The 13,271-nt window shown below is 35.7% G+C and carries 15 protein-coding genes and 1 tRNA gene; 12 read left to right on the plus strand and 4 right to left on the minus strand.

Annotated elements, in window-relative coordinates:
• The first annotated feature begins 105 nt into the window (after positions 1–105).
• The 9 genes from BGC7_RS08935 (at position 106) to BGC7_RS08975 (ending at position 7,259) form a co-directional block, all read left to right on the plus strand.
• Entirely contained in the window at positions 106–1,740 is a 1,635-nt protein-coding gene (locus BGC7_RS08935) for a Tat pathway signal sequence (protein ID WP_050701428.1), read from the plus strand.
• A gap of 12 nt (positions 1,741–1,752) precedes the next feature.
• Positions 1,753–2,688, plus strand: a complete 936-nt coding sequence (locus BGC7_RS08940; RefSeq protein ID WP_050701240.1) for an ROK family protein — start codon at positions 1,753–1,755, stop codon at positions 2,686–2,688.
• Between the two features lie 173 nt (positions 2,689–2,861).
• A complete protein-coding gene (locus tag BGC7_RS08945) occupies positions 2,862–3,224 on the plus strand; it encodes a DUF1304 domain-containing protein (protein ID WP_050701241.1) in 363 nt (120 codons plus the stop codon).
• Positions 3,225–3,233: 9 nt separating this feature from the next.
• The gene (locus BGC7_RS08950; RefSeq protein WP_050701242.1) at positions 3,234–3,809 is read left to right on the plus strand and encodes a Crp/Fnr family transcriptional regulator; all 576 of its coding nucleotides are present in this window, start codon (positions 3,234–3,236) and stop codon (positions 3,807–3,809) included.
• Positions 3,810–3,875: 66 nt separating this feature from the next.
• Positions 3,876–4,895: an NAD-dependent epimerase/dehydratase family protein gene (locus tag BGC7_RS08955; RefSeq protein ID WP_050701243.1), complete on the plus strand. Its 1,020-nt coding sequence runs from the start codon at positions 3,876–3,878 to the stop codon at positions 4,893–4,895.
• Positions 4,896–4,967: 72 nt separating this feature from the next.
• Positions 4,968–5,450 carry a glutathione peroxidase gene (locus BGC7_RS08960; protein WP_050701244.1) on the plus strand — a complete coding sequence of 161 codons (483 nt, stop codon included), beginning with the start codon at positions 4,968–4,970 and terminating at the stop codon, positions 5,448–5,450.
• A 4-nt stretch (positions 5,451–5,454) separates the two neighbouring features.
• Complete coding sequence (locus BGC7_RS08965) at positions 5,455–5,886, plus strand: pyrimidine dimer DNA glycosylase/endonuclease V (protein ID WP_050701245.1); 432 nt, start codon at positions 5,455–5,457, stop codon at positions 5,884–5,886.
• 27 nt (positions 5,887–5,913) lie between these two features.
• Complete coding sequence (locus BGC7_RS08970; RefSeq protein WP_050701429.1) at positions 5,914–6,378, plus strand: TspO/MBR family protein; 465 nt, start codon at positions 5,914–5,916, stop codon at positions 6,376–6,378.
• A 116-nt stretch (positions 6,379–6,494) separates the two neighbouring features.
• On the plus strand, positions 6,495–7,259 hold the full coding sequence (locus BGC7_RS08975; protein ID WP_050701246.1) for an SDR family NAD(P)-dependent oxidoreductase: 765 nt from the start codon (positions 6,495–6,497) through the stop codon (positions 7,257–7,259).
• A 262-nt stretch (positions 7,260–7,521) separates the two neighbouring features.
• On the opposite strand, the gene BGC7_RS08980 is transcribed toward BGC7_RS08975, so the two are convergent.
• A complete protein-coding gene (locus tag BGC7_RS08980) occupies positions 7,522–8,544 on the minus strand; it encodes a hypothetical protein (protein WP_082206624.1) in 1,023 nt (340 codons plus the stop codon).
• 237 nt (positions 8,545–8,781) lie between these two features.
• On the opposite strand from BGC7_RS08980, the gene BGC7_RS08985 reads away from it, so the two are divergent.
• Positions 8,782–9,861, plus strand: coding sequence for a sensor histidine kinase (locus BGC7_RS08985; protein WP_050701247.1), 1,080 nt, complete (start codon positions 8,782–8,784; stop codon positions 9,859–9,861).
• Entirely contained in the window at positions 9,858–10,580 is a 723-nt protein-coding gene (locus BGC7_RS08990; protein WP_050701248.1) for a LytR/AlgR family response regulator transcription factor, read from the plus strand. Before BGC7_RS08985 ends, BGC7_RS08990 begins: the two co-directional genes overlap by 4 nt.
• A gap of 32 nt (positions 10,581–10,612) precedes the next feature.
• On the opposite strand, the gene BGC7_RS08995 is transcribed toward BGC7_RS08990, so the two are convergent.
• The 3 genes from BGC7_RS08995 to BGC7_RS09005 form a co-directional block, all read right to left on the minus strand.
• Positions 10,613–10,822 carry a winged helix-turn-helix domain-containing protein gene (locus BGC7_RS08995; RefSeq protein WP_050701249.1) on the minus strand — a complete coding sequence of 70 codons (210 nt, stop codon included), beginning with the start codon at positions 10,820–10,822 and terminating at the stop codon, positions 10,613–10,615.
• Between the two features lie 332 nt (positions 10,823–11,154).
• Entirely contained in the window at positions 11,155–11,937 is a 783-nt protein-coding gene (locus BGC7_RS09000) for a class I SAM-dependent methyltransferase (protein WP_050701250.1), read from the minus strand.
• Between the two features lie 610 nt (positions 11,938–12,547).
• Positions 12,548–12,622: transfer RNA gene (locus tag BGC7_RS09005), tRNA-Val, on the minus strand.
• A 203-nt stretch (positions 12,623–12,825) separates the two neighbouring features.
• Here BGC7_RS09005 and dut point away from each other — a divergent pair.
• Positions 12,826–13,260: a dUTP diphosphatase gene (gene dut / locus BGC7_RS09010; protein WP_050701251.1), complete on the plus strand. Its 435-nt coding sequence runs from the start codon at positions 12,826–12,828 to the stop codon at positions 13,258–13,260.
• The last annotated feature ends 11 nt before the right edge of the window (positions 13,261–13,271 follow it).

Here is a 13,271-nt window from a genome sequence, read left to right on the forward strand (position 1 = left end):
CAGCAGTTTCTCCCCTCAGGGGAGATAAAGAGGGGCTCGAAAGATGTACAACTTTGTCACCTTTTAGTTAAAATTAGAATTGGATAAAAATAAAATATGGTTGATATGAACAGACGTAAATTTATAAGAAGTGCCGGAGTTACTCTGGCCGGAATAGCGGCAGGAGGTAGTTTTTTGCAAAATACGGCTCAGGCAATGTCGAGCAAAACGACAAAAATACCTTTAGGAGCAGATAGTAATCTCAAGGTCTATTGGGGCGATATACACAACCACTGTAATCTCACATACGGACACGGAGGAATGAAAGAAGCTTTTGAAGCGGCAAAACAGCAGCTCGATTTCGTTTCAGTTACTCCACATGCCATGTGGCCAGACATCCCGGGAAAGAATGACCCTCGTCTCGAGTGGGTTATAGAATATCACGAAAGTGCTTTCCGTCGTTTACGTGCAGGCGGCTGGGAAAAGTATGTGAAAATGACCAACGACTATAATAAAGATAATGAGTTTCTTACATTCCTGTCATATGAGTGTCATAGTATGGAGCATGGCGACCATGTAGTACTCAATTATGATCTGAATGCTCCTTTGGTTGAATGTACTTCTGTCGAAGACCTTAAGCAAAAGCTGAAAGGAACAAAGACATTTATTACCCCTCATCATATGGGCTATCAGGAAGGCTATAGAGGCTACAACTGGAAGTGCTTCTCGGAAGGAGACCAGACTCCTTTTGTGGAAATGTATTCTCGCCATGGTCTGGCTGAAAGCGATCTTGGAGATTATCCTTATCTGCACGATATGGGGCCTCGTCATTGGGAAGGAACTATTATGTACGGATTAGGGCTAGGTAATAAATTCGGAATTATGGGTTCTACCGATCAGCATGCCGGTTATCCGGGTAGTTATGGCGATGGTAGGGTAGGAGTTTATGCCGAATCTCTTTCTCGCGAAGCGATTTGGGATGCCCTCAAAAATCGTAAAGTATGTTGTGCCACAGGAGATAAGATACTGATAGATTTTCGTATCAACGATGCAGTAATAGGTGATGTGATAAAAGGTAACAATCGCCGGATATATATAAACGTTGTAGGAGAAAGTGCAATAGACTACATCGACATCGTGAAAAACGGACAGACAGTAGGTCGTATCAGTGGCCCTTTAACTCCCGTTATGCCATCGGAAGAAATAGTGAGAGCTAAAGTTAAATTCGAATTTGGATGGAACAGATTCGAAGAACCTGTGAAGTGGGACGGTACTATTAAAATAAATAATGGGACAGTAAATGAGGTAACTCCTTGTTTCCGAGGAGCACCTTATACTTCGCCACAAAAAGGAGTAAAAGAAGTACCTACATTAGTGAATAAAATATTGAGTAAGAATGATAAGGGCGTCGAACTGGAAATGTATTCGACTAAAAACCCTAATACAACTACTGCTTCTACTCAGGCTGTTATTATGGACGTTACAATGCCAAAATCGGGAGTATTTACACTCGAGTTTAACGGGAAGAAATTTGACTATACTTTGGGCGAATTACTGGAAGGTACTAAGACTCAGTTTATGAATGGTTGGTTGAGCGAAGCTATTCAGTTTCACAGAGCCATTCCTGTATCGGCCTTTACGTTCGAGCATTTTATGACGGATGATAAGCCGGAAAAGAGTACAGATTATTATTATATCCGTGTACGTCAGCGTGACAATCAATGGGCTTGGAGCTCTCCTATATGGGTTGAACGTGTTTAATCAAGCTAAGTTATGAAATATGCAATAGGCCTTGATTTAGGAGGCTCATCTATAAAGTACGGATTGGTTAGCAACAAAGGAGATATTTTGCAAGAAGGGAAAATACCTTCTTTTGCTGACGAATCTTCTGACCGAATTATAGAGCAACTCTTATTAGCAGTAGATACTGTAAAAGAGTATGCTACAAATAATAATATAGAACTTTGTGGTATTGGTATTGGCACTCCGGGGATAGTCGATCAGATAAACGGAGTGGTGCTGGGTGGTGCTGAGAACCTGAAAGGATGGGAGAATATTCCATTGGGAGATATTATAAGCAAATATTCCGGGTTGAAGGTATGGGTCAATAACGATGCCAATGTTATGGGGTTAGCCGAAACTCGTTTTGGCATTGCAAAAGGTTGTACCGATGTTGTCTTTCTTACTGTAGGTACAGGAATTGGCGGAGCACTTATTATTGATGGCAAGCTTTATGGCGGATACAAAAATAGGGGAACAGAGCTTGGACATTTTCCTTTCATTGCCGATGGAGAGCCTTGTGCGTGTGGTTCGGTAGGCTGTTTGGAGACTTATGCTTCAGCAGCAGCAATGGTTGGCAGATATAAGAGGATGTACAAGGATATGAACGACATGGAATGCTCGGATGTAGATGGAGAAGAAATTGTGAGGCTTTATAAAAACGGAGACAAGCTTGCCATGGCTGCTATAGACGAAAATTGTCGGTTCTTAGGTCATGGTATTGCGGGCTTCATCAATATTTTCAGTCCTCAGAAAGTAGTGATAGGGGGAGGCTTGGCTGATGCCGGAGAGTTTTATCTGGAAAAAATAAGAGAAGCGTCGAGGTTGTACGTAATGCCTGATTGTGCTCTTAATACGACAATAGAGGCTGCCATATTGGGTAATAGTGCCGGATTTATGGGGGCAGCAGGCCTGTGCCTGAATGAATAAGAAGTTATATTAGTATCTCTTAGGGGTATTAATGTTTCTATTAATAAATAAAAAGTGGGTAAATCCCCCTCAATATCTTTTATATGGAGGGGGATTGTTTTTGTAGGCATTTAAGAGTCATCTTAAAAAAGATATACTTACTTTGTAAGTACTACTCTTAAATACATACCCAGATGGAAATATTATCTAAAATATTAATAGGAATTGTAGCTCTTGAGCATATCTATATCCTTTGGATAGAAATGTTTGCATGGACAACAAAAGGACGAACGACATTCAAAAGTATTCCGGATGAATTATTCGAGAAGACTAAGGGTTTGGCTGCAAATCAAGGATTATATAACGGCTTTCTGGCTGCGGGGCTTATTTGGTCGCTACTGATTGAAAATCTTGATTGGAGTCAGAATATAGCTTTGTTCTTTCTTGGCTGTGTTGCTGTTGCAGGAATTTATGGAGCTATTACTGCTCAGAGATCAATATTCTTTAAGCAAGCCTTGCCGGCATTGATTGCAATCGTTGTCTTATTATTGAAATGATTCAGGGTTATGCACGAACAGCTAATAAAGGATATTTCTATTAAGTATAAGATACAAGTGTCGGATATTGAATTGAGCAAAAGACTATTCCAGCCTGTATTGATGCCAAAGAATAGAATTTTAGAGGAAGAAGGTAAGATCCCTCTACATTTATACTATATCGTATCAGGCTTTATGCGCCTATTTTATTATAGTGATAGCGGAGATGAGGTGACTACACATATTAACTGTCCGCATGGCTTTTTTACATCATTCTCAGAGTTTACAAACCAAACTAAATCATCGGTGAATGTAGAAACAGTTACTGAATGCCAACTGCTTCGTATCACCAAGCAAGATTATGATACCTTGATGAGTGAAAGCCTGTTCTGGAAAGATTATGGGATGCACGTATTACAAGAATCATTAATTTATAATGAAGAACGGTCTAAAGATCTGGCAACTTTATCTGCCGAGCAACGCTATCTTAAGCTCATGAAGTCTCATCCAGATATTCTTCAAAATGTGCCTCTGCAATATATTGCGTCTTTTCTCGGAATAAAACCGGAAAGCCTCAGTCGTATAAGGAGAAATCTGATTAACTAACAAAAGTCAAGTGTAATTGATCTTTGTATTCTCAATTTTGTGTCATAATTATTAAACATAAAAACAATGACACAGAAGAATTTAGTTTTAGTTACCGGAGCCAACGGACATTTAGGAAATAACTTAGTACGATTATTAATTTCTAAAGGATATCAGGTAAGGGCATCTGTTCGTAATATTAAAAATACTAAACCGTTTGAAGGTTTAGATTGTGAAGTCGTAGAAGCAGATATAACGGATAAGAACTCAATGCTTCATGCTCTACGTGGTGTTGAAACATTCTATGCTGTGGGAGCAGTCTTTAAACTCTGGGCAAAAGATCCTCAAAAAGAAATCTACGATGTAAACATAGATGGCTGCAAGATTATGATAGAATCAGCAGCCGAAACAGGTGTAAAACGGATTGTTTATGTCAGTTCGATTGCCGCATTGGATTATACAAAAGGAACACCCATCAGTGAAGAATCAGGTTATAATCCTGATCGTAGAGATATGTATTACAACTCTAAAAACGATGGAGAGAAACTAGCATTCGAATTATCAAAGAAGCATAATATAGAATTGGTTGCAGTATTACCTTCTGCCATGATAGGCGGTGTTATTGCCGATAGGTTGAGTAATTCGAATGAGATATTAAAGGCAATATTAAATAATAAACTACCTATCGAAACAAAGATAACTCTGAACTGGATAGATGTAAATGATGTCGCTGAAGGTTGTATTCTGGCTGCAAATAAAGGTCAATCGGGAGAACGTTATATTCTGGCCAATGAAAAATGTATGACTATTACCGACTCTATTAAACTGGCAAATGATTTATTCCCGAAACTTAAGTTAAAGAAACCTATTCCTGTTCCTAAATTTGTACTCTTTGCATTCGGAGCTTTATTGGGTTTGGGTGCAAAAATAACCGGAAAATCTCCTGCTATGACAACAAAAGAAGTTAATATGTTTTACGGTCTGATACAGAATTTTGATATTTCTAAGGCAAGAAAAGTATTAGGCTTTAATCCAAAACCATCTAGGCAAGCATTAGAGTCGGCTTTGTTGTATATGTGGGAGGAAAAAGAACGGTTGTTGAAATAATCTTGTAATAAAAGTGGTTACAACATAATCTAAAAGCGGTTGAAATTGTTGTATATAGTAAAAAGAAGAATTATGAGTATATATGATTTTACTGTAAAGGATAGTAAAGGTAATGATGTCCCGTTATCTAATTACAAAGAAAAAGTTCTGCTAATTGTTAATACAGCTACAGCATGTGGCTTCACTCCTCAGTATAAAGATTTGCAGGATTTGTACCTTCAATACAAGGATCAGGGTTTTGAAATATTGGATTTTCCGTGTAACCAGTTTGGAAAACAGGCTCCTGGAACGAATGATGAAATTACCTCTTTTTGCGAAATGAAGTATAAAACGACATTTACCACATTCGGAAAGATTGAGGTAAATGGAGATAATGCGGATCCTCTTTATAAATACCTGAAGCAAAATAGCAAAGGGATTCTGGGAGATTCTATAAAATGGAACTTTACTAAATTCCTGATTGATAGAGAGGGAAATGTCATTGAACGATATGCTCCAATAACCAATCCTTCAAAGATTGCCGGGACTATCGAAAAACTCTTAGCAAAACAATAAATGTATGCGGTTATGGTCTTTACATCCTCAGTACCTTGATTCGGCTGGACTTAATGCCTCCTGGCGTGAAGGTTTGTTGGCAAAGAATGTGCTCTTGGGTAATACAAAAGGATATACAAACCATCCTCAATTGATTCGCTTTAGAAACAGTGCTGATCCATCTCTTTACATTGATGCCTTCCTTACTGAAATATACAAAGAAGCTGTGAGAAGGAATTTTTCGTATAGCAAAGAAAAGATTCGTATGATTGAAAATATTCCGCCAATTTCTGTGACGAAAGGACAATTGGTATTTGAGTACGAACATTTGAGACGAAAACTTCAAAAACGAAGTCCGGAGCTTTTAGAAAAGTTTCCAATATTGACTGACTTAAAACCACATCCTTTATTCGAGATGATAGAAGGAGATATTGAGGATTGGGAAATCATAACATAATTGGCAAGAACAGAAACTGATATTCATATGAGAAAATTTCTATACATAATACTTCCTATAATTATCTGTTTTTTAGTAAGATTCACAGCTAGTTATTTCCAATCGGAATCTATACAAACATGGTATCCGACATTGAGTAAGCCTGAAATAACTCCGCCAAATATAGCCTTTCCTATCGCATGGAGTATAATATACCTATGTATGGGTATCTCCATCGGCTTGATACTAAACTCAAAAGAGAAGAGCAAAAAAAATCTCACACTACTATTTGTGATTCAACTGTTTTTTAATTTTACGTGGAGTATTTCATTCTTCTATTTGCAAAATCCTCTTTTAGGTTTTATTAATATTATCTTGTTGGATATTGCTGTTTTATACTATGCTTTCAAATGTTACCCGACTCAAAAAATGAGCGGAGTATTGTTTGTTCCTTATATACTTTGGTTAATATTAGCTACATATTTAAATGCTTATATCTTGATATACAACTAAAGTCGTTTGAAAAGAGGTTAATGAATTATTTGATTTTTACCATAAGCGTATTGAATCATACAGTATCAATTATCTATATACCAATATCTTTGCATTGTAATTAAAACTTTTAAATAATGTCACAACAATCAAAAATCGCATTAGTAACAGGCGGTAGCCGTGGACTAGGTAAGAATATGGCTTTAAATATAGCTCGAAAAGGACTGGATGTAGTTCTTACTTATAACAGTAAAAAAGAAAGTGCCTTGGAAACAATAGCAGAAATAGAGCAACTCGGACAAAAAGGTATTGCTCTCCAACTTAATACTGCTGATGTAAAAAGCTTCGATTCTTTTTTCGAACTACTTAAACAAGAATTGTCTGTCAGATTTGATACTCAGAAAATCAACTATCTGGTAAATAATGCAGGCATCGGAATTAATACTCCTTTTGCCGAAACAACGGAAGAGGATTTTGACACTCTTTTCAATATCCATTTCAAAGGTGTTTACTTCTTTACTCAAAAAGCATTGAGCATACTCGAAGACGGTGGAGGTATCATAAATATCTCAACAGGTCTGGCACGTTTCTCTCGGCCCGGATATTCCGCTTATGCATCTATGAAAGGGGCTATTGAGGTGTTAACAAGATATCAGGCGAAAGAACTTGGAGCAAGGGGTATTCGTTCTAATGCTGTTGCTCCGGGTGCTATTGCGACCGATTTTGGCGGAGGTATTGTTAGAGATAACGAGGAAGTCAATAAAATAACAGCTAGTACGATTCCATTGGGAAGAGTTGGTCTGCCCGAAGATATTGGCGGAGTAGTTGCATTTTTATGTACGGATGAAGCACGATGGGTAAATGCTCAACGGATTGAGGTTTCCGGAGGTCAAAGTATTTGAAAGGGAAAAGAATATTTAAACTTGTATTATAATGGAAAAGGCATTAGTCTCTAGCAAATTTTTATCGCATTAAATTAGGAATCTTACCAAATGAGATTATCGGGAAGATAAGCCAGTTCAATGTCTTTTCTTTGAATGATTATTTACAACCGAATCATACAATTCCATACAGTCGTAAAGATTATTATAAAATAAGTCTGACATCCGAAAGGAATATACAACAAAACCTTAAAGTTATTCTAAATTTAAGAGATATAGAATATTATTTTTTCTTACCAATAAACGAAGACGGGCTAAATGAGATACCTATATTAAAGTAAAATGCAGGATCGGCACTCATTTTCAGGACAGGATCACTATACGAATCCTGCTTTCTGAACAATCTGCCTGACGGAGTGAATCTCACACCTGTTTTGCCTGTAATCAGAAAAGAATTAGCAATAAGGTGTTCATAAACAAATCCTGAATTAATATCCAGTTGCCTGTACTGATATTTCTGATCTGTACCGTCTATATTATAGAGATAAAAGGTTGTTCCATCTATTTCTGTGCCTAATGAGAGTCTACCATTATAAAAGAGGTGTTTTCTGAGATACATATTTTTAGGAAGGATAATATCCACGATAAGACCATTTCTGAATTTATGCTCATACGAGAAAGTTGGAATAAAAGGCACTTCAGAAAGCGGATCGATAGGAATTGCAAACCCGAAACTCATTCTTGTCCGATCATTGGCTTTAAGTATCATTGTTCCTGAAAGTAATCCTCTTACCCGTTCGAAATGCTTTTCACTGCCATCAACAATTATACTGGAAGTAAAGACTGTTCTTTTTTTGAGCAAAGTTGAGATGTAAGCAAGATTAGCACCTGCATGGAAATAATGAAAATCATTATCTACTTTCCTAATTGTTTTAGATAAAGGTTCAGTCATGTCAGCTTTCGCCGAGATATAATTGTATCCGAGTGTAGTTCCAAAAAGCCAATTGCTTTTCTTTATAAGATTAATATTAGTATTGACCTTTACTTGTGATAGTCCTCTGACCTTACTTTCAGGGAATGAATTATTTCCATCCTTCAAGGTGAAGTTGTATGGCATCAATTGGGTGAATTCGATATTTAAAGGACGGGCTATTGTAAATTTTGCGGCAGCAATAGCAGCTGCTTTCTGAGATAGGCTCAAGCTGTCTTTTGCTATCGGCGGTATATTGTCAGTCTTTTGAGAAAAAGATTGGATGGAGAGAATTAGGGCACCAAGGACTAAGACCATTCTTTTAAACGCTTCCATAGATATATTATTAAATAAAATGAGCATATTAACTGCTAAATACTAGCATGTGGCAAAGAAAGAAATAATGCAATAACCTTTTTTTGTTTTTATACCAAACCCGCTTCCTTTTAGACTAAAGTCTTTTAAATTATTTTCTAATTCGGATTTTGTATATCTATCAGATTGTTTGGTATAATATTTTAATAACAGGGAGGTTATTCTTTTATCTTTGTTTAAATTTTATTTCTATAAAATATGGAACATGAACCCGTTGTAATAAAGAATACAAAGATTCTCCAATTGATGGTTAATCCCCGATATAGGTTATTGCGACATGTGGTACTCTTATTGGGAGTCTTTATACTTATATTTTATTCTGGTCAGTTTTCAGAATACTCGGGTGCTTCCCGATATTATAGGTTACTCTTTGTTTATATTGTTATGATAATAACATTTTATGTCAATATGAATATTTTGGTTCCTCTATTCTTCTTTAAAAATCGATATATTGTTTATCTGTTATTATTGTTTCTATTAGTACAAATAGATCTTTTTGTAATAGGGTTTTTCTTAGATAATTTTTTTGATCCAATACAAAATCTACACTATGATAGAGGTGTAGAAAAAGAAAATACTTATCGAGGTGTAATTACGATAGGAGCCGTTATATTAGTTACCACGATGATAAAACTCTTTCAGAGATGGGTGCATGATAATGAAAAAATAACTGAGCTGAATAATATCACATCAACGATGGAACTGAGTGAATTGCGAAATCAAATTAATCCTCATTTCCTCTTTAATATGCTCAATGGAATTAAAGCCTTGGTTCGTACCGATCAGGAGAAAGCGATTACCGTTATTATGAAACTGTCGGAGTTTCTTCGATATCAATTATATGAGAATAATGAGGAAAAGATATTACTTAAATCTGAAATAAATTTCCTGAGCAACTTTCTTGACTTAGAAAAACTCAGAAGAGACAACCTGTCAGTAGATATTAGCCCGAGCAAAGATGATCCTTCTATTTTCAGAAGTATATTTATTCCTCCGAACCTTTTCACCACATTCGTTGAAAATGCAGTAAAACACAGTGTAAATATTACAGGAACTGAATCTTATATTAGGATTAATATAGATGTAGAAAAAGATAAGCTGTATTTTATCTGTATTAATTCGATAGACCCTGAATATATTCCATCAAAAGGAAAAAGCAATGGATTAGGACTTGTGAACATAAAAAGACGTCTGGAACTTTTGTATGGAGATAATCATTCTCTGCAAATTAACGTCTCAGAGAAAGAGTATAATGTTAAATTGATAATTCCGCTATGAATTGTATTATTATTGATGACGAACCTTTAGCAAGAGAAGAACTGCAAGCACAGATAAAAGAAATATCTAAAATTGAAATATTAGGCAAATTCTCTAATGCTCCAAGTGCTTTGATATTCATAGAGGAAAATGATGTAGACCTTATTTTCCTTGATATAGAGATGCCAATGGTAACGGGGTTAGAGTTTGCGGCCCAGCTGCCGAAGAAAGCTTTGATTATTTTTACAACTGCCTATTCACAATATGCATTAGACAGCTACGAACTGGATGCAATCGATTACCTTCTCAAACCAATTGCCAAAGAACGACTGGAAAAGGCGATAAACAAGGCTGAAACATATAAAAAACTACTATCTGATGATACTGAGAAAAGTATAATAGAAGGAGGAACGGATGATTTTTTAATTGTCAAGTCAGAACGTAGGTTTCATAGAATCAATTTTTCGGATATCAGGTATATTGAAGGTCTGAAAGATTATGTTATCATATACACGACCAATCAAAAGCTTATTACAGCAATGAATTTGAAGAATATTCATCAAAAGATGCCGCAGGATATCTTCTTGCGTGTAAGCAAATCATATATAGTAAATACAAACTACGTGGAATCATTTGACCATCACAGTATATTTATTGGTGGCTACGAAATCTCATTAGGTGAGGTTTATAAGAAAGAATTCTTTTCAATATATTCAGGAGGGACACTTAATCTTGAATGAATAGATAACTATGTTGATATTGAGATTAATAATCACACCCTGTCATTTAGCTTAATAACCAATCCATCATCTGTTTCCCAATAGCTGATAATATTTTCTTTCGATAACCAGCCAAGGACAATACATACATAATCATTTCTATATCCGGTTATTTCTACCAGATCTTCAATTGCCAATCCTCTATCGGAAGAAAGCAACCCTTGTATATATTTTGCATCGATACTAATAGCTTCTTTCAACATAGTGTGATAAAACTTATTTATGTAATACAATATACTATTGAAATTGTCGGTAGAATACTAAAGTAGTATATATGATAATTAATATTCTAACTATTATACATATGCTTCTATTTTTTATACCAAGTTGCGATTTGCTGCTACTTGAAAGTCGAATAGGGTAAAAATGTAGTCTTGTAATTGAATATTATCTTTCTTTTTAAGAGATGAATCCCGCATTTAAAAAGAGAATAATAGAAGTAGAAGGCGGCAATTCTCTTTAGTTTGACATTTACTTAAATAAAACAACAATGCAGATAGCTTAACTATCTGCATTGTTTAAAAAAGAAATTTAATTATAGCCCTATCTTTTTTGCTATAAAAAATGTATAGCCATAAAAATCCTTATACTTACGGTACAATACCTCCTCATAACCTTGAGACATTGCTAATTCTTCAGCAGTCTTATTCCCTTGATATTTATTCAGAAAAATCTTCATTGCTTTAATCTTTGGCGCAAAGTAGTTCTCTGTCCAACAAGATTCCGGTAAAATAAATGTAGCAACAGGCAGATACCCTGCTTTATGTATCTTAGCAACCTGATTTGGAATAGTGTCTATTTCAGGATATGCATTCATCCAAAAATCATTTATTTCTTTAGGGCGTTCGTCTGTAAACCACGAACTTTCGGAAACAACAATATATCCTCCTGTTTTCAAGTATCTACTCCACTCTTTTAATCCACGTTCGAAACCGATATTGTAAATTGCTCCTTCACTCCAGATGAGATCTAATGATTCTTTTTCGAAAGGAAGTTCTTCTGTCATAGAACCGACAATCCCTTTTACTCTGTTTTGTAAACCTAGTTGCTCGGCATTGCAATTAAGCATGCTAATAAAATCAGGAAATATATCAAGTGCAGTAATCTCTCCCTGAGCATGCTTGGCTAGTGTCATGGTCTGTCCTCCTGTGCCACATCCGATATCTGCAATAAGGGATTTATCGGTTAGGTTATCAATAAAGCTAAGAGCTTTAAGTGTTACATCAAGGCTGCCGGGTCCTTGTCGTTCCATACTGGAAAAGAATTCGCAGATTAAACTAAAATCGAAATCGTGAATTGTTTTATTTTCGTTATTCATTTCTTTGTTTATATGTTATAGCATACATGTGAAAGCATAACAGTGCCATCATCACTGTGTACACCGATTAAAAACTAAACTATATTAATATAAAAACCACTCTCGAAAAGGTTTATTCGAGAGTAAAACGAAAGGACAATCTGTATCAGAAAAAATACAGGTTGCTTACAACACCAAATCCGATTTATGCCAAATCTTAGTCATCCTACAAAGCTACATAAAATATTTCTTATTATTCTCTTGAAATATGTTTGTGTGACCGAGCATTTTGTTTACATTCTTCCTTCTGACTAAAAAAGGATTCGATAGGTACTGTTCATAACTCAAAATTTTCACGATTCGACAAAATTATTGACTATCGCTTAAAGATTCAGCACCTCGAATAAAGCCAAGTTAGGTCATTGTAAGTCATTTAAAACGGTGAATAATTTGTTAAAAAGTGACTGGATTTTAATTTTTGAAATTCAGTCACTTATTTTTCACTCAACTACTGTCTTTTAGTGACTTTTATTGGCTTTGGTGAAAAAGAAAAAAGTCTGTTAATCTACTGACTAACAGACTTTATGTCTTTGTTTGGCATTTTGTGGCTTTTGACCTTTTTACCATTTTGTGGGCGTTGACGGATTCGAACCGCCGACCCTCTGCTTGTAAGGCAGATGCTCTGAACCAGCTGAGCTAAACGCCCCTTTTGTTTAGGGTTGCATTTTCTCCCAAATGCGATGCAAAGGTATGTAAATTTTTGATACTGCAAAACAAATTGAGAATATTTTTCTAAAAAAAATAACAAGAGAATAATCGTTTGGATGTTAATTTCTTAATTTTTATCAATTAACAGAATAGATTGCAAAGATTTAACTAATTTCGCAGCAATAAATATATAATTTGAAAATGGAAGTAAAAGTTATCAATAAATCCCATCATCCTTTGCCCCAATATGCAACTCCGTATTCAGCAGGGGTTGATCTTAGGGCTAATATAACAGATTCTATAATTCTAAAACCATTGGAGAGAGTTCTTGTTCCCACAGGACTGTTTCTGGAACTGCCGCAAGGATATGAGGCGCAAATTCGTCCCCGTAGCGGACTTGCCTTTAAGCATGGGTTAACGGTTTTGAATTCTCCGGGAACTATAGATGCAGACTATAGAGGAGAAATCCGCGTTATATTAGTCAACTTATCAAATGATGAATTTGTTATAAACGATGGTGAAAGGATTTGTCAGATGGTAATTGCTGCTCATTCTCAGGTAGAATGGATCGAAGTTGAAGAAATTAACGAAACCGAGCGCGGAACCGGAGGCTTTGGACATACAGGAAAACAATAATATAGTAACAG

This window comes from Dysgonomonas sp. BGC7 (genome assembly GCF_001261735.1).
In the GTDB taxonomy this organism is placed as follows: domain Bacteria; phylum Bacteroidota; class Bacteroidia; order Bacteroidales; family Dysgonomonadaceae; genus Dysgonomonas.